Source organism: Rhodoferax sp. (assembly GCF_030653815.1).
Lineage (GTDB): Bacteria > Pseudomonadota > Gammaproteobacteria > Burkholderiales > Burkholderiaceae_C > Rhodoferax.
In genome coordinates this window covers 54512-70300 of record NZ_JAURYQ010000037.1, presented here as the reverse complement: position 1 = coordinate 70300, position 15789 = coordinate 54512, and the positions used below count along the sequence as shown (strand labels likewise).

The 15789-nt window shown below is 58.3% G+C and carries 17 protein-coding genes and 1 tRNA gene; all 18 read right to left on the bottom strand.

Annotated elements, in window-relative coordinates; all coding sequences use genetic code 11:
- The 18 genes from nuoK to Q7U49_RS13545 all read right to left on the bottom strand — a co-directional run bounded on the left by nuoK (position 1) and on the right by Q7U49_RS13545 (position 15749).
- Positions 1 to 309 (bottom strand): NADH-quinone oxidoreductase subunit NuoK, encoded by a 309-nt coding sequence (nuoK, locus tag Q7U49_RS13630; RefSeq protein WP_304764815.1) that lies wholly within the window; start codon positions 307 to 309, stop codon positions 1 to 3.
- Positions 306 to 965 (bottom strand): NADH-quinone oxidoreductase subunit J, encoded by a 660-nt coding sequence (locus Q7U49_RS13625; protein ID WP_304764814.1) that lies wholly within the window; start codon positions 963 to 965, stop codon positions 306 to 308. Before Q7U49_RS13625 ends, nuoK begins: the two co-directional genes overlap by 4 nt.
- A 23-nt stretch (positions 966 to 988) precedes the next feature.
- Positions 989 to 1522 (bottom strand): NADH-quinone oxidoreductase subunit NuoI, encoded by a 534-nt coding sequence (gene nuoI, locus Q7U49_RS13620; RefSeq protein WP_304764813.1) that lies wholly within the window; start codon positions 1520 to 1522, stop codon positions 989 to 991.
- Positions 1523 to 1534: 12 nt separating this feature from the next.
- Entirely contained in the window at positions 1535 to 2617 is a 1083-nt protein-coding gene (nuoH, locus tag Q7U49_RS13615; protein WP_304764812.1) for an NADH-quinone oxidoreductase subunit NuoH, read from the bottom strand.
- Positions 2614 to 4746 carry an NADH-quinone oxidoreductase subunit NuoG gene (gene nuoG, locus Q7U49_RS13610; protein WP_304764811.1) on the bottom strand — a complete coding sequence of 711 codons (2133 nt, stop codon included), beginning with the start codon at positions 4744 to 4746 and terminating at the stop codon, positions 2614 to 2616. Before nuoG ends, nuoH begins: the two co-directional genes overlap by 4 nt.
- A gap of 12 nt (positions 4747 to 4758) precedes the next feature.
- Positions 4759 to 6111 (bottom strand): NADH-quinone oxidoreductase subunit NuoF, encoded by a 1353-nt coding sequence (nuoF, locus tag Q7U49_RS13605; protein ID WP_304764810.1) that lies wholly within the window; start codon positions 6109 to 6111, stop codon positions 4759 to 4761.
- Positions 6108 to 6599, bottom strand: coding sequence for an NADH-quinone oxidoreductase subunit NuoE (nuoE, locus tag Q7U49_RS13600; protein WP_304764809.1), 492 nt, complete (start codon positions 6597 to 6599; stop codon positions 6108 to 6110). The genes nuoF and nuoE overlap by 4 nt, the downstream gene beginning before the upstream one ends.
- Positions 6596 to 7849 carry an NADH-quinone oxidoreductase subunit D gene (locus tag Q7U49_RS13595; RefSeq protein WP_304764808.1) on the bottom strand — a complete coding sequence of 418 codons (1254 nt, stop codon included), beginning with the start codon at positions 7847 to 7849 and terminating at the stop codon, positions 6596 to 6598. The genes nuoE and Q7U49_RS13595 overlap by 4 nt, the downstream gene beginning before the upstream one ends.
- 11 nt (positions 7850 to 7860) lie before the next feature.
- A complete protein-coding gene (locus tag Q7U49_RS13590; RefSeq protein ID WP_304764807.1) occupies positions 7861 to 8472 on the bottom strand; it encodes an NADH-quinone oxidoreductase subunit C in 612 nt (203 codons plus the stop codon).
- A gap of 10 nt (positions 8473 to 8482) precedes the next feature.
- Positions 8483 to 8962, bottom strand: coding sequence for an NADH-quinone oxidoreductase subunit B family protein (locus Q7U49_RS13585; protein WP_296494100.1), 480 nt, complete (start codon positions 8960 to 8962; stop codon positions 8483 to 8485).
- A 4-nt stretch (positions 8963 to 8966) separates the two neighbouring features.
- Positions 8967 to 9326, bottom strand: a complete 360-nt coding sequence (locus Q7U49_RS13580; protein WP_304765203.1) for an NADH-quinone oxidoreductase subunit A — start codon at positions 9324 to 9326, stop codon at positions 8967 to 8969.
- 58 nt (positions 9327 to 9384) lie between these two features.
- A tRNA-Leu gene (locus Q7U49_RS13575) sits at positions 9385 to 9469 on the bottom strand.
- Between the two features lie 118 nt (positions 9470 to 9587).
- Complete coding sequence (gene secG / locus Q7U49_RS13570; protein WP_304764806.1) at positions 9588 to 9941, bottom strand: preprotein translocase subunit SecG; 354 nt, start codon at positions 9939 to 9941, stop codon at positions 9588 to 9590.
- 38 nt (positions 9942 to 9979) lie between these two features.
- Entirely contained in the window at positions 9980 to 10723 is a 744-nt protein-coding gene (tpiA, locus tag Q7U49_RS13565; protein WP_304764805.1) for a triose-phosphate isomerase, read from the bottom strand.
- The gene (locus Q7U49_RS13560) at positions 10720 to 11715 is read right to left on the bottom strand and encodes an NAD(P)H-quinone oxidoreductase (RefSeq protein WP_304764804.1); all 996 of its coding nucleotides are present in this window, start codon (positions 11713 to 11715) and stop codon (positions 10720 to 10722) included. The genes tpiA and Q7U49_RS13560 overlap by 4 nt, the downstream gene beginning before the upstream one ends.
- Positions 11716 to 11779: 64 nt before the next feature.
- Positions 11780 to 13894, bottom strand: a complete 2115-nt coding sequence (pnp, locus tag Q7U49_RS13555; RefSeq protein ID WP_304764803.1) for a polyribonucleotide nucleotidyltransferase — start codon at positions 13892 to 13894, stop codon at positions 11780 to 11782.
- A 222-nt stretch (positions 13895 to 14116) separates the two neighbouring features.
- A complete protein-coding gene (rpsO, locus tag Q7U49_RS13550; RefSeq protein ID WP_300216322.1) occupies positions 14117 to 14383 on the bottom strand; it encodes a 30S ribosomal protein S15 in 267 nt (88 codons plus the stop codon).
- 118 nt (positions 14384 to 14501) lie between these two features.
- A complete protein-coding gene (locus Q7U49_RS13545; protein ID WP_304764802.1) occupies positions 14502 to 15749 on the bottom strand; it encodes a branched-chain amino acid ABC transporter substrate-binding protein in 1248 nt (415 codons plus the stop codon).
- Between the last annotated feature and the right edge of the window lie 40 nt (positions 15750 to 15789).

Sequence of the window (15789 nt, the reverse complement as noted above, 5' to 3'; positions counted from 1 at the left end):
TTAACCCTTCAGCGAATCGAGTTCGTCCACATTGATATTGGATTTAAGACGGAACAACAGCACCAGGATGGCCAGGCCAATGGCCGCCTCGGCCGCAGCCACGGTCAGGATAAAGAAAACAAAAATCTGTCCGTTCAGGTCGCCCAGATAGTGCGAAAACGCGACAAAGTTGGTATTCACTGCCAACAGCATCAACTCGATGGCCATCAACAACACAATGAGATTTTTTCGATTGAGAAAAATGCCAATCACGGAGAGCGCAAACAGGATCGCCCCCAGCGATAAATAGTGACCTAAGGTGAGCGTCATGCTTTCTTCTCCTCCAACGTGGTCTCGACGGCCGGCGCCACTGGTGCGGCTTGAGTGGCATCGAGCTTGACCACCACCAGGCGATCGGCCCATTTCACACGAACCTGATCTGCGGGATCAATCGCCTTGATGTCCTTGCGATGGCGCAAGGTCAGCGCAATGGCGGCGATCATGCCCACCAGCAAAATGGCGGCAGCCACCTCGAGTGGGTACAGGTAATGGGTGTACATCAACAGGCCCAGGGCCTTGGTGTTGGTCGTCGCGGCCACAGCCTGACCCAGCCCGGTCATGACTGCCGGGGCATCGCTGTTCGGGAAGCCTGCCAACAACACAGCCGACATTTCCACAATGATGAATACACCAACGACAGCTGCCAGCGGAAAATGCTTCCAGAAGCCTTCACGCACCCCGTCGAGGTTGATGTCGAGCATCATCACCACAAACAGGAACAGCACCATCACGGCACCCACATACACCAGCACCAGCGTGATCGCTAAAAATTCGGCTTCAAGCAGCATCCAGATCATGGACGCCTGAAAAAACGCCAGCACCAGGAACAACACCGCGTGAACCGGATTGCGCGCCGTGATCACACGAAACGCCGCCAGCAACAGCACGGTCGCAAAAAAGTAAAACAGACCCGTCTTGACATCCATAGTTAATTTATCTTTCTAAATGGTCAACGGAACTTGGCGTCAGCCGCCTTGTTGGCAGCGATTTCGGTCTCGAACCGATCGCCAACAGCCAGCAGCATTTCCTTGGTGAAATAGAGGTCGCCCCGCTTTTCACCGTGGTATTCAAGAATGTGGGTTTCAACGATCGAATCGACCGGGCAACTTTCTTCGCAGAAGCCGCAAAAAATGCACTTGGTCAGGTCAATGTCGTAGCGGCTGGTGCGGCGCGAGCCGTCATCTCGCACCTCGGATTCAATGGTGATGGCCATCGCCGGGCAAACAGCTTCACACAGCTTGCAGGCAATGCAGCGCTCTTCGCCGTTCTCGTAGCGTCGCAAGGCGTGCAGACCACGAAAACGCGGCGACAAGGGCGTTTTTTCCTCGGGGTACTCCAGCGTGATCTTGCTGCGAAAAGCATATTTGCCAGTGAGACGCATGCCCTTGAGCAGTTCGACCAGCATGAAGCTCGACAGAAAGTCCTTCAGCGAGAAGGCGCCTGCAGTCGGCTTGGCAACAGTATTTAAAGTTGGGGTAGTCATAAACAGCTCGAATTACTTCCAAATGTTCCACGGGGTCTGCATCCACACCCCGACCACCACCAGCCACACCAAGGTCACCGGGATGAAGACTTTCCAGCCCAAACGCATGATCTGGTCATAGCGGAAACGGGGGAAGGTGACCCGCACCCAGATGAACAGGGTCATCATGAAAAAAGTCTTGATGCCGAGCCAGATCCAGCCCGGGATCCAGTTGAACAAGGCGCTGTCGATGGGCGCCATCCAGCCACCAAAAAACAGGGTCACGGACATGATCGAGAGGATCCAGATGCTGGCGTACTCCGCCATCTGGAACATGGCCCAAGACATGCCCGAGTATTCAACCATGTGACCCGCAACGATTTCGGACTCGCCTTCGATCACGTCGAAAGGTGTGCGGTTGGTTTCAGCCAGACCGGAAATGAAGAACACGACCAGGATCGGCAACAAGGGTAGCCAGTTCCAGGACAGGAAGGTCAGACCCATGTCGGCGAAGTAGCCCTTGCCCTGCCCCATCACGATGTCGGTCATATTGAGGCTGGCCGACACCATCAGCACGATCAACAGACAAAAACCCATGGCGATCTCGTAACTCACCATTTGCGCGGAAGCGCGCAGTGCGCCCAGAAACGCGTACTTGGAGTTGGATGACCAGCCCGAGATGATGACGCCATACACTTCCATGGACGCGATGGCCATGAAAAACAGCAAGCCCGCATTCAGGTTGGCGACCGCAACCTCGGGACCGAACGGAATGATCGCCCAGGCCGTCAGAGCCGGTGCCACGGTCATGACGGGTCCGAGGTAAAACAGGAATTTGTCAGACTTGGCCGGCCGCACGATCTCCTTGGTCATCAGCTTCAAGGCATCTGCAATCGGCTGCAACAGACCCCAGGGACCCACGCGATTCGGACCGAGGCGAATCTGCACCCAGCCCAGCAACTTGCGCTCCCACAGGGTGGCATAGGTCACGGCCCCCATCACAATCATCAGGACCACAGTGACTTTGATCAATGCCCAGATGGTTGGCCAAGCGATCGCTGCCCACCAGGGTGCCGCGAGCAGTCCCTGGCCGAAATTGAATACGAAGTCGCTCATGCTGCCACCTCCTGGGTTCCAGCGGCTCGTGCATCAGCCGTGAGCTGCAGCGCAGGAGCGCGGCGCACGATGCCATCCAGTTGATAAATACCTGCGACCACTGGCGCACCAGCTTCACCGTTTGGTTTGATCCCAGCCGTGGTGCGGTTGCTGAGTCGATCGGCGGACACCTGAAGCGCATCCCCCTTCGTCAGACCGGCGATGCCACGGAGAACTTCTTCTGACGAGCTGAAGTCAAAGCCGGGCACCTCAAGCATGTTGGCCAAAACACGCAGCACCTTCCAGGCCGGACGGGTTTCTCCCAGCGGCTGCACGACGGCATGGAAACTTTGCGCGCGACCTTCGGCATTGACAAAGGTCCCCGAGGTTTCGGTGAACGGTGAGACCGGCAACATCACGTCGCAAAACGCCATGTTGGCTTTGAAGGGGCTCAAGGACACCACCATCTGGGCCTTGCCGAGTGCCGCAGCCGCCTGGGCTCCGGCTGCCGAGTCGAACTCAGGCTCGGTGTTCAACAATAGGACCGCCTTGAGCGCGCCGCCAAGCATTTGGCCGGCATGCAAACCGCCCAGTCCGGGCTCGGCACCCACCAGTTGGGCACCGACGGTGTTGGCCGCTTCGGTCAGGTAACCAAAGCTGGCACCGGTCTGCTCAGACAACCACTGCGACAGTGCCAGCAAACTGGAGGCCTGCGCATGGTGCGCCGCGCCGTTGCCCAGCAAAATCGCCTTGCGCTCACCGGTCAGCAAGCCCTGTGCAATAGCCAAGGAGACATCATTCGCGGCAGCAGCGACGGGTGGCGCAATGCCCTTTTCAGCGGCCACAGCGGCAGCAACCGAAGCCAGGGCTTGCACCCACTGGCCTGCCGGCAACTGCACCAGGTTGGCCACAGGCAAGGCCCAATCGTCATGGCCCGAAGTGATGGCGCTGACCACACAGGCTTTACGCGCCGACTGGCGAATGCGTTGGGCAAACAACGGATGATCCTTGCGCAGGTTCGAGCCAATCACCAGAACGCTTTGTAGTTCTGACAAGGACGCGATTGGGGTACCGAGATAGCGCACACCCTCTGCCACAGTGAACTCGGCTTGGCGCAGGCGGTGGTCGATGTTGTTGCTGCCCAGACCTTGCATGAGCTTGACCGACAGGTGCAACTCTTCGAGCGTGGCGTGTGGGCTCACCAGAGCGCCCAGACTGGAAGCGCCGTGCTCGGCACTGATTTGTTTCAGGCCGTTGGCCACGTATTCCAGCGCGGTTGGCCAATCGACCGGCTTCCATTGACCACCTTGTTTGATCATGGGCGTGGTCAAGCGGTCCTCGCCGTTCAGGGCTTCGTAGGAGAAGCGATCCCGGTCGGCAATCCAGCATTCATTGACGGCCTCATTCTCAAATGGCACGACGCGCATGACGCGGTTGTTCTTGACCTGAACGATCAGGTTGGCGCCGGTCGAGTCATGCGGGCTGACCGACTTGCGACGCGACAATTCCCAGGTGCGGGCGCTGTAGCGGAAGGGCTTGCTGGTCAGGGCGCCGACCGGGCAAATGTCGATCATGTTGCCCGACAATTCGGAGTCGATGGTGTGATCGAGGAAGGTCTCGATCTGCGAGTGCTCGCCGCGCTGCGACATGCCCAGTTCCATGACGCCGGCGATCTCCTGGCCAAAGCGCACGCAACGGGTGCAATGAATGCAACGCGTCATTTCCTGCATGGAGATCAGCGGGCCGACGTCCTTGACCGGAACGACGCGTTTTTCTTCTTCGTAACGGGAAGCCGAGGCGCCATAACCGACCGCAATGTCCTGCAACTGGCATTCACCGCCCTGGTCGCAGATGGGGCAATCCAGCGGGTGGTTGATCAACAGGAATTCCATCACCGACTGCTGGGCCTTGATGGCCTTGTCAGTTTTGGTGTGCACCACCATGCCTTGCGTCACGGGTGTGGCACAGGCAGGCATGGGCTTGGGCATCTTTTCGATGTCCACCAGGCACATACGGCAATTCGCCGAAATGCTGAGTTTCTTGTGGTAGCAGAAATGCGGAATGAAGGTACCCGCTTTCTCGGCCGCGTGCATGACAGTGCTGCCTTCTGCGATACCGACCTTCTGACCGTCGAGTTCAATTTCAATCATTGTGGGACTCGCTCAAACGTAAGCAGGAACCATGCAGGTCTTGTGGGCCACATGGTATTCAAATTCAGGCATGAAATGCTTGAGCATGGCACGCACCGGCATGGCAGCCGCGTCACCCAGCGCGCAAATGGTGCGGCCCTGGATGTTCTCAGCCACCGAATTCAGCAACTCAAGATCCGAGGTCTTGCCGTGGCCCATTTCGATGCGATCCACCACGCGCGACAGCCACCCCGTGCCTTCACGGCAAGGCGTGCATTGGCCGCAGGACTCGTGCATGTAGAAGTAGCTCAGGCGTTGCAGACTCTTGACCATGCAGCGCGAGTCGTCCAGCACGATCACCGCACCGGAACCCAGCATGGAGCCGGCCTTGGCAATGGAGTCATAGTCCATGGTGCAGTCCATCATGACCGCACCAGGCAGCACCGGTGACGATGAGCCACCGGGAATGACAGCCTTGAGCTGACGGCCCTTGCGAACACCGCCAGCCAGCGCCAGGAGATCGGCAAAAGGCGTGCCCATCGGCACTTCATAGTTGCCTGGCAATTCGACATCGCCACTGACCGAGTAGATCTTGGTGCCACCGTTGTTGGGCTTGCCGCAATCCACATAGGCCTGGCCGCCGTTGCGGATGATCCAGGGCACCGCCGCAAAGGTTTCTGTGTTGTTGATCGTGGTGGGCTTGCCGTACAGACCAAAACTGGCGGGAAACGGCGGCTTGAAGCGGGGCTGACCCTTTTTGCCTTCAAGCGACTCCAGCAAACCGGTTTCTTCGCCGCAAATGTAGGCGCCAAACCCGTGCGCCGCATGCAACTGGAAAGTGAAGCTGCTGCCCAGGATGTTGTTACCCAACAGGCCCGCCGCACGCGCTTCTTCGAGGGCTTCCTCAAAGCGCTGGTAGGTCTGGAAAATCTCGCCGTGGATGTAGTTGTAGCCGACAGAAATGCCCATGGCGTAGGCCGCAATGATCATGCCTTCAATCACGATATGCGGGTTGTACTGCATGATCTCGCGATCCTTGCAAGTGCCGGGCTCACCCTCGTCCGAGTTGCACACCAGGTATTTTTGGCCCGGGAACTGGCGCGGCATGAAACTCCATTTGAGGCCGGTCGGGAAACCCGCACCACCGCGTCCGCGCAGTGCCGATTCCTTGACCGTGGCAATCACCTGGTCTTGTGTCAGGCCGGCACCACCGTCCAGACCCAGCACCTTGCGCAAAGCCTGGTAGCCACCGCGCGCCTCGTAGTCTTTCAAACGCCAGTTGTCACCGTTCAAACCAGCGTAAATTTGGGGCTTGATGTGCCGATTGTGAAATGCGGTTTCCTTGCCGGTGGCCTCGAACTGTGCCAGAAGGTGTTGCACGTTCATGATTTCACCTCGGCTGCACGCAAACCGTCAACCAATTGGTCGAGCTTGTCATTGCTCATGAAACTGCACATGGTGGTGTCATTGACCAGCATCACAGGCGAGTCGGCGCAGGCACCCAGGCACTCGCACTGCTGCAAGGTGAACAGGCCGTCAGCCGTGGTCTGGTTGTTGTCGACACCCAATTTTTCTTTCAGGTGGGCCATGGCTTTGCCGCCATCGCGTAACTGGCACGGCAAATTGGTGCAGACGTTGAGCTTGTACTTGCCCACCGGTTGCTGGTTGTACATGTTGTAAAAGCTGGTGACCTCGTGCACCGCAATGGCCGGCATGCCCAGGTAGTCCGCCACCAGCTGTTCGCTCTCGGCGCTGACATAGCCCAACTCCTGCTGGACGATGGTCAAACAAGCCATCACCGCCGACTGCTTTTGATCAGCCGGGTACTTTGCAACTTCTTTGGCGAAGCGCGCTTTGGATTCTTCAGAAATCATCGGTCAACTTCCCCAAACACAATGTCCATCGTTCCAATGATCGCCACCGCATCGGCAATCATGTGGCCCTTGCCCATCTCGTCAAGAGCGGCGAGATGCACAAAAGCCGGCGGGCGAATCTTGAGGCGGTAAGGTTTGTTGGCACCGTCACTGATGAGGTAGATACCAAACTCGCCTTTCGGATGCTCAATGGCCGCATAAGCCTCGCCTTCGGGCACCGAGAAACCTTCAGTGAACAGCTTGAAGTGGTGAATCAGTTCTTCCATGTTGGATTTCATGGACTCACGGTCAGGCGGTGCAATCTTGTGGTTGTCGGTGATGACCGGACCCGGGTTGACACGCAGCCAGTCGACGCACTGCTTGATGATGCGGTTGGACTGCTTCATCTCTTCCATGCGCACCAGATAACGGTCGTAGGTGTCGCCGGTCTTGCCCACCGGAATATCAAAGTCAAGCTGGTCATAAACCTCGTAGGGCTGCTTTTTACGCAGGTCCCAGGCAATGCCTGAACCGCGCAGCATGGGGCCGGTAAAACCGAGGTTCAGGGCACGCTCAGGCGTGACCACACCAATGCCAACGGTGCGCTGCTTCCAGATGCGGTTGTCGGTCAACAGTGTGTGGTATTCGGCCAGGTATGTGGGAAAGCGCCGGGTGAAGTCGTCAATGAAATCCAGCAGGCTGCCATCACGGTTGCGGTTCAGCGCATCGGTGGATTTGGCGCTGCGAATCTTGTTGGGCGAATGGCGCGGCATGGTGTCAGGCAGATCACGGTAGACACCGCCCGGGCGGATATAGGCTGCGTGCATGCGGGCGCCACTGACGGCCTCGTAGATATCCAGCAGGTCTTCACGTTCACGGAAGGCAAACAGCATGACCGTCATGGCGCCGCAGTCGATGGCGTGCGCCCCAACCCACAGCAAGTGGTTGAGCAGGCGCGTGATTTCGGCAAACATGACGCGGATGTACTGGGCCCGCAAGGGCACGTCAAGTTCCAGCATTTTTTCAATGGCCAGGCAATAGGCCTGCTCATTGCACATCATCGACATGTAGTCGAGACGGTCCATGTAAGGCAGGGCCTGGATGTAGGTCTTGCTCTCGGCAAGTTTTTCGGTGGCACGATGCAGCAGGCCGATGTGCGGGTCGGCGCGCTGGATGACCTCGCCATCGAGCTCCAGCACCAAGCGCAAGACGCCGTGCGCAGCCGGGTGCTGCGGACCAAAGTTCAGGGTGTAGTTCTTGATATCAGCCATGTGTCAAACTGCTAGTTAGCAGGGCCTCCGTAGTTCTCTTCACGGATGATGCGTGGTGTGATTTCGCGCGGCTCGATCGTGACCGGCTGGTAGACCACACGTTTTTGCTCTGCGTCGTAGCGCATTTCCACATTGCCCAGCATGGGGAAGTCCTTGCGGAAGGGGTGACCAATAAAACCGTAATCGGTCAGGATGCGGCGCAGGTCATCATGACCTTCGAACACAATGCCAAACAAATCGAAGGCTTCACGCTCAAACCAGTTGGCGCCGCTCCAAAGCCCGCAGATTGACGGCATGACGGGCGCCAGGTCATCAGGCACAAAGGCCTTCAGTCGCACACGCTGGTTCAGACTCACCGACAGCAGGTGCAACACCACGCAAAACCTTGGACCAGGCCAGGTTTCGTTTTTGTAGGTCAGGTAATCCACACCGCACAAATCCACCATTTGCTCAAAGCAGCAAGCAGGGTGGTCGCGAAGAATTTGGGCCGCCTGGAAATAATTGGCAGCATCCACCACCACCGTGAGTTCATCGAGCGCCACCACGCTACTCTTGACCAGATCACCCAAAGCCGCATCGATCTGCGTTTTGAGCGTGTGTGGGTTTACAGCATACACAGTCATCGTGGACCCTTTAAGTGCGAGCAATCGTTTGCGTGCGGCGAATCTTGCGCTGCAACTGGATGATCCCGTAAATCAACGCTTCTGCCGTGGGCGGACAGCCAGGCACATACACGTCGACCGGAACAATGCGGTCACAGCCTCGCACCACCGAATAACTGTAGTGGTAGTAGCCACCCCCATTGGCGCAAGAGCCCATGCTGATCACCCAGCGCGGCTCGGCCATCTGGTCATACACCTTGCGAAAAGCAGGCGCCATTTTGTTGGTCAGGGTGCCCGCCACAATGATGAGGTCGGACTGGCGCGGACTCGGCCGAAACACCTCGGCACCGAAACGGCTGATGTCATAACGCGCTGCGGCAGCATGCATCATTTCAACCGCACAGCAGGCCAAACCAAACGTCATGGGCCAGACAGAGCCGGTCTTGGCCCAGTTCACCACAGAGTCGTAGCTCGTGGTGACAAAACCCTCTTTGAGAATACCTTCAATCATCGTCTTACTCCCAATCGAGGGCGCCTTTGATCCACATGTAAACAAAGCCAATGGTCAGAATGGTCACAATTTCCAGACCCACCAAAAAGCCCACCAGTCCGAGCTCCTTGAGCGCGATGGCCCACGGAAACAGCAAGGCCGTTTCCAGATCGAACAAAATAAAAAGAATGGCAATCAGGTAGTAACGAACATCGAATTTCATCCGGGCATCGCCGAAAGCTTCGAAACCGCATTCATAGGGGGAATTTTTTGCTGCATCTGGCCGATTGGGGCCAAGAATATAACCAATGACCTGAGGCATGACACCGACCGAAATGCCTACCAGAATGAAAAGAAGGACTGGTAAATATTGTTCAATGTTCATATTCTTCAGTGTATTCAATGGACTGTTTGACGCCTTGATCTGCGTCAAACATGTTGAATGGTGCCGTCGGCGAGACTCGAACTCGCACAGCTTTCGCCACTACCACCTCAAGATAGCGTGTCTACCAATTTCACCACGACGGCTGTTTTTGCAAACCGGTTAACTGCCCGGTGTCTCTACACCTTTACCGCAACCGGTCAACATAGAGTTTACCCTGAAATCCCCTCACATTCCCTGAGGAGAAGGCATTTTCATCAGCAATTATTTGGCTGGAATTTGCCCGGCACCGGATGCTGCCTGAAGCGGCGGCAAGGCCGCTGGAACCGGTGCATTCAAGCTTGTGTTTTCAAGCACGCTGCCCGAACTGGCGGCCGGACGCACTGAACCAAAGTAAGCCAACATCAAGGTGCTGGCGAAGAACAAGGTCGCCAACACGGCGGTCGTGCGAGACAGGAAATTGGCGCTGCCGCTGGCACCAAACAGACTGCCAGAACCCCCGCTGCCAAAGGCCGCACCCATGTCAGCGCCTTTGCCGTGCTGCACCAGAATCAAGGCCACCATGGCTATGGCGGAAATCATTTGTACCGCCAACATCACTGTCAATAAAACATTCATAAATCAACTCCAGAATAAATAATTTGCGACGCCCTGAATCAGGAGGCAGCCGCAATGATGGTCAGAAAATCAGGCGCCTTGAGTGCGGCACCGCCAATCAGGCCACCGTCAATGTCGGCTTGCGCCAACAGGCTCTTGGCATTGGCTGCGTTCATGCTGCCGCCATAAAGCAGGGGAATGCGATCCGCGTTGGGCGACGCCGCCTTCAACTGCGCCCGCAACACGGCGTGTACCTGCTGGGCCTGCTCTGCAGTGGCAGAAAGCCCGGTGCCAATCGCCCACACGGGTTCATACGCCACGACCACTTCGCTGATGCAATGGCCGTTGGTGTGAATCACCGCGGCCAATTGACGCTTGACGACCTCTTCAGTATGACCGGCTTCACGTTCTGCCAGGGTTTCACCGACGCACACAATCGGCGTGATGCCGGCGCTGAGTGCGCGCTGCGCCTTGGCCGCCACCAGTTCATCGGTTTCGCCATGGTACTGGCGTCGCTCCGAATGCCCCACGATGACATAACGCGCGCCAAACTCCTTGAGCATGGCGGGCGCAATTTCACCGGTGTAGGCACCACTCTCGTGCGCGGAAACGTCTTGTGCGCCGAGCTCGATCACGCCCCCCGCCAGCAAGGCCTGACATTGCGCCAGATACACAGCGGGCACACAGACGGCAACCTGACAGGCAGGTTGGCCCACGCCCGCCAACAAGGCCTTGAGCAAGGCTTCATTGGCAGCCAGGCTGCCGTTCATCTTCCAGTTGCCTGCGATCAGCTTCTTTTTCATGCTTTTTCCCATGTCAAAACAATTTTTCCAACATGCTGGTTGGTTTCCATCAGGGCGTGTGCCCTGGCCGCCTCAACGGCATCAAACACACTGTGAATCACCGGCTTGATCTGGCCAGACGCCAGCATCGGCCACACCGACTTCAAACAGGCTTGCGCAATCGCCGCCTTGAAAGCCACCGGGCGTGGCCGCAAGGTGGACCCCGTCACCGTCAGGCGGCGACGCAGCACCAGACCCGCGTTGAATTCACTTTTGGTGCCCCCTTGCACGGCGATGATGACCAGCCGGCCATCTTCGCGCAAGCTCTGCACTTCCCTGGCCACATAATCACCTGCCACCATGTCCAGGATCACATCGACACCCTGACCATCGGTCAGCCGGGCCACCTCGGTCTGAAAATCATGCGTCTTGTAGTTGATGGCGGCATCCGCCCCCAAGGCCAGACAAGCCGCACACTTTTCATCACTGCCCGCGGTCGCAAACACACGCGCACCCAAGGCCTTGGCCAACTGGATCGCCGTCACGCCGATGCCGCTGGTACCGCCTTGGATCAACACCGTCTCACCGGCCACCAGGTGGCCCCGGTCCATCAGGTTGCTCCAGACCGTAAAGAAGGTCTCGGGCAGACTCGCCGCCTCGACATCCGTCAGACCGGCAGGCACCGGCAAACATTGCCCTATCGGGGCCACGCACCATTGTGCGTAACCACCACCCGTCACCAAAGCACACACCCGGTCACCCAGCTGCAGCCCAGCAGCGGCCAGTTCCCCGGCGTCACCCTGGTCGATCACCCCGGCGACTTCGAGCCCGGGAATGTCCGACGCACCCGGTGGCACCGGGTACAGGCCCAGGCGCTGCAACACATCCGGGCGATTGATGCCACTGGCAGTCACGCGAATGCGCAACTCCCCCGGGCCTGCAAGCGGCACGGGACGCTCTGCCAGACGCAACACGTCCGGGGCGCCAAAGCTGGTGATTTCAATCGCTTTCATGAGGGATTCGCCTCTGGCTTCGAATAAAACCAAAGACTGTCATGTGTGTGGCAGCCTCAGTTCATCAACCGCGGTTTTCCTGTGCCGGGCGCTCCAGCAGCGCCTTCATCGACAGCTTGATGCGGCCCTTTTCATCGGTTTCCATGACCTTGACCTTGACGATCTGGCCTTCCGACAAGTAGTCGGTGACTTTCTCGACGCGCTCATGGGCGATCTGGCTGATGTGCAGCAAGCCATCCTTACCGGGCAGCAGGTTGATCAGCGCGCCGAAGTCAAGGATCTTGACGACCGGACCTTCATAGACCTTGCCGATTTCAACTTCGGCAGTGATCTGCTCGATGCGGCGCTTGGCTTCTTCGGCCTTGGCCGGGTCTGCCGAGGCAATGGTGATGGTGCCGTCTTCGTCGATGTTGATCTGCGTGCCGGTTTCTTCGGTCAGCGCGCGAATGACTGAGCCGCCCTTGCCGATCACATCGCGAATTTTCTCGGGATTGATCTTCATGGTGAACAGACGCGGTGCAAAAGTGGACACTTCGGTCTTGGCCTCGGCCATGGCTTCGGTCATCTTGCCCAGAATGTGCATGCGGGCTTCCTTGGCCTGCGCCAGCGCGACCTGCATGATTTCCTTGGTGATGCCCTGGATCTTGATGTCCATCTGCAAGGCGGTGATACCGCTGGTGGTACCGGCCACCTTGAAGTCCATGTCGCCGAGGTGATCTTCGTCACCCAGAATGTCGGTCAGCACGGCAAAGCGGTTGTCTTCCTTGATCAGGCCCATCGCAATACCCGCCACGTGCGCTTTCAAGGGCACGCCGGCGTCCATCAGGCTCAGGCAGCCACCGCACACCGACGCCATCGAGGACGAACCGTTGGATTCGGTCACTTCAGACACGACACGCATGGTGTAGGGAAAATCTTCCTTGGTCGGCAGCACGGCCACCAGGGCCCGCTTGGCCAGACGGCCGTGACCGATTTCACGGCGCTTCGGTGTGCCAAAACGACCCGCTTCACCGGTGGCAAAGGGAGGCATGTTGTAGTGCAGCATGAAGCGGTCTTCAAAGTCACCGGCCAGCGCGTCAATGCGTTGTGCGTCGCGCTCGGTGCCCAGGGTGGTGACCACCAGCGCCTGGGTTTCACCGCGGGTGAACAGAGAGGAACCGTGGGTCCGTGGCAACACGCTGTTGCGGATCTCGATGGGGCGCACAGTGCGGGTGTCGCGACCGTCAATACGCGGCTCACCGGCCAGAATCTGGCCACGCACCAGGCGGGCTTCGATGTCGAACAGCATGCTTTCGACCTTGACCGAATCAAAGGCCACGCCGTCGGCCTTCAGGCCTTCCATGACGTCAGCGTAAGCCGAGCGGCAGGCCTGGGTGCGGGCTTGCTTGTTGCGGATCTGGTAGGCAGCCGTCAATTTGTCATTGGCCAGCGCGCCGACCTTGGCGATCAGTGCTTCGTCGCGGGCAGGCGCTTGCCAGTCCCAGGCGGGCTTGCCGGCATCGCGCACCAACTCGTGAATGGCATTGATGGCAATTGCACCCTGGGTGTGACCAAACACCACGGCACCCAGCATGATGTCTTCAGGCAACTGGTCGGCTTCCGACTCAACCATCAGCACGGCAGCTTCGGTACCGGCCACCACCAGGTCGAGCTGGCTGCCTTTGAGCTGGGTCTGACCGGGGTTGAGCACGTATTCGCCGTTGATGTAACCCACGCGGGCCGCACCGATCGGGCCGTTGAACGGGATGCCGCTGATCGACAGCGCCGCACTGGTGGCGATCATGGCGGCAATATCCGCCTGCACTTCAGGGTTCAGGCTCACCACATGGATGATGACCTGAACTTCGTTGAAGAAGCCTTCCGGGAACAGCGGACGGATCGGCCGGTCAATCAGGCGGCAGGTCAGTGTTTCGAGCTCGCTGGGACGGCCTTCACGCTTGAAGAAGCTGCCCGGAATCTTGCCGGCGGCGTAGGACTTTTCAGCGTAATCCACGGTCAGGGGAAAGAAATCCTGGCCTGGTTTGGAATCGGTCTTGGCGACCACTGTGGCCAGCACCACGGTGCCGTCCATGTCGAGCAGCACGGCGCCGGTGGCCTGGCGGGCGATTTCGCCGGTTTCCATGGTGACCGTGTGCTGACCCCATTGAAACGTCTTGCTTACTTTGTTGAACATCGTCATTTTTAAATCTCCTGTGAGTTTGCAGGGTGCAGGCCACCCTGGCGAAGCCCGGAAGCCGCAACACAGAACACGATGCCATTCCAGAACCACACCCGATTTCGGGTCATTTGGCTTTGGAATGACACAGCTTCGCTCCGTTTTTGCTGTTTCCGACGTGAATTAAAGTAAAAAACGCCTGAGCTAGTGACCTAACTCAGGCGTTCGTCATTCTTTTTGAACCAATTACTTGCGCAGACCCAGCTTGGCAATCAGGGCCAGGTAACGGTCAGCATCCTTGGACTTGAGGTAGTCCAGCAGCTTGCGGCGACGGCTCACCATGCGCAACAGACCACGACGACCATGGTGGTCTTTGGCGTGGGTCTTGAAGTGGGGCATGAGTTCGTTGATACGGGCCGTCAGCAAGGCGACCTGAACTTCGGGGCTACCGGTGTCACCGGCTTGACGTGCGTTGTCCTTGACAACTGCGGCTTTGATACTGGATGCAATCATGTTTTTTCCTGTTAATTAAGAACTTGCGACAGGCGCTGGAACTGCCCCTGACGTGCACTGCTGCTGTGCGCAGAGTCCGCTATTATAGCCAGAGCTTGGCGCCCGACCTGGACGCCCTTCAGGGACGCTGCATATTGCAACTGCTGGGCTGTTCAGCTGCCGCGGCCGCCACGGTTTTGATCACCCGGAAACCGTAGCCTGAGCCTTCGACGTCAAACCTCACCCCCGGCGCGCCGACCTTGTCCATCACACCCACCACCAGCGGCTGCTGGAACTGGTGGTCGGCGGCGCGCATGGTGCCGGTTTGCGCAGCAAAAGTCACGCGGGCCTGCTCCAGCTGGGTGGCCACCGCCTTCGCTTCGGTGGTGCCGGCCTTGTCGATGGCCTGGGCCAGGGCCTCCACCATCAGCTGCATGCGCATGTGCACATAGTCGTCAGCCGGCTTGGGAAAGCGCACACGGAAGGATTGGTAAAAGGCCTCGCTCTGGGCATTTTGCACATTGGGCAACCAGTCGGCCACCGCCACCACCTTGCCCACCCCGGCGTCCCCGATGGCCGCCGGTGCGCCCAGGGCATTGCCGTAAAAAGTATAAAACTTGCCGTCAAAACCCACATCCTTGGCGGCCTTGACCAACAAGGTCAAATCATTGCCAAAATTACCGGTGATGACCGCCTGCGCGCCGCTGGCCTTGATTTTTGCCGCGTAAGGCAAAAAGTCCTTGACGCGTCCCATCGGATGCAATTCGTCACCCACCACCCGCACATCCGGTCGCAACACCGCCAGTTGGCGCTTGGCTTCACGTGCCACGGCATGGCCAAAGCTGTAGTCCTGGCCCAGGATGTAGACGCTTTGAAGGCCCTGATCGCTCTTCAAGACGTCCATCAGTGCCGTCATGCGCATGTCGGCATGGGCATCAAACCTGAAATGCCAGAAACTGCACTTCTCGTTGGTCAAAATGGGATCGACCGCCGAATAATTCAAAAACAGCACCCGCTTGGCCGGCTCACGTGCGTTGTGTTTGTTGATGGCATCCACCAAGGCCGCGGCAACGGCCGAGGAGTTGCCCTGCATGATGAACCTGGCGCCATCGTCAATGGCCGACTTGAGCGCCGACAAGGCTTCTTCGGCCTGGCCCTTGCTGTCGTAACGCGCCAACTCCAGGCGCACACCATTGCGCGCATTGACCCGCTCCACGGCCCAGACCAGGTTGCGAAACACCGCTTCCCCGGTGTTGCCAAACGGCCCGCTCAGGCCCTCGATCATGGCAATTTTGACCGGCACAGCGGGCGTTTGCGCCAGCGCTGCCAGCGGCAGGAAGACCAAGCAAGTGAGCCCCAACACGGCTCGTCGCATTATTTTCAACATCACAGCAATCTTTTTAATGTCAGCCCTGTCACTCGCCACA

Bases quoted from the DNA above. Each gene is read 5' to 3' on its own strand.
- nuoK (WP_304764815.1), bottom strand. From the start codon at position 309: ATGACGCTCACCTTAGGTCACTATTTATCGCTGGGGGCGATCCTGTTT.
- Q7U49_RS13625 (WP_304764814.1), bottom strand. From the start codon at position 965: ATGGATGTCAAGACGGGTCTGTTTTACTTTTTTGCGACCGTGCTGTTG.
- nuoI (WP_304764813.1), bottom strand. From the start codon at position 1,522: ATGACTACCCCAACTTTAAATACTGTTGCCAAGCCGACTGCAGGCGCC.
- nuoH (WP_304764812.1), bottom strand. From the start codon at position 2,617: ATGAGCGACTTCGTATTCAATTTCGGCCAGGGACTGCTCGCGGCACCC.
- nuoG (WP_304764811.1), bottom strand. From the start codon at position 4,746: ATGATTGAAATTGAACTCGACGGTCAGAAGGTCGGTATCGCAGAAGGC.
- nuoF (WP_304764810.1), bottom strand. From the start codon at position 6,111: ATGAACGTGCAACACCTTCTGGCACAGTTCGAGGCCACCGGCAAGGAA.
- nuoE (WP_304764809.1), bottom strand. From the start codon at position 6,599: ATGATTTCTGAAGAATCCAAAGCGCGCTTCGCCAAAGAAGTTGCAAAG.
- Q7U49_RS13595 (WP_304764808.1), bottom strand. From the start codon at position 7,849: ATGGCTGATATCAAGAACTACACCCTGAACTTTGGTCCGCAGCACCCG.
- Q7U49_RS13590 (WP_304764807.1), bottom strand. From the start codon at position 8,472: ATGACTGTGTATGCTGTAAACCCACACACGCTCAAAACGCAGATCGAT.
- Q7U49_RS13585 (WP_296494100.1), bottom strand. From the start codon at position 8,962: ATGATTGAAGGTATTCTCAAAGAGGGTTTTGTCACCACGAGCTACGAC.
- Q7U49_RS13580 (WP_304765203.1), bottom strand. From the start codon at position 9,326: ATGAACATTGAACAATATTTACCAGTCCTTCTTTTCATTCTGGTAGGC.
- secG (WP_304764806.1), bottom strand. From the start codon at position 9,941: ATGAATGTTTTATTGACAGTGATGTTGGCGGTACAAATGATTTCCGCC.
- tpiA (WP_304764805.1), bottom strand. From the start codon at position 10,723: ATGAAAAAGAAGCTGATCGCAGGCAACTGGAAGATGAACGGCAGCCTG.
- Q7U49_RS13560 (WP_304764804.1), bottom strand. From the start codon at position 11,715: ATGAAAGCGATTGAAATCACCAGCTTTGGCGCCCCGGACGTGTTGCGT.
- pnp (WP_304764803.1), bottom strand. From the start codon at position 13,894: ATGACGATGTTCAACAAAGTAAGCAAGACGTTTCAATGGGGTCAGCAC.
- rpsO (WP_300216322.1), bottom strand. From the start codon at position 14,383: ATGATTGCATCCAGTATCAAAGCCGCAGTTGTCAAGGACAACGCACGT.
- Q7U49_RS13545 (WP_304764802.1), bottom strand. From the start codon at position 15,749: ATGTTGAAAATAATGCGACGAGCCGTGTTGGGGCTCACTTGCTTGGTC.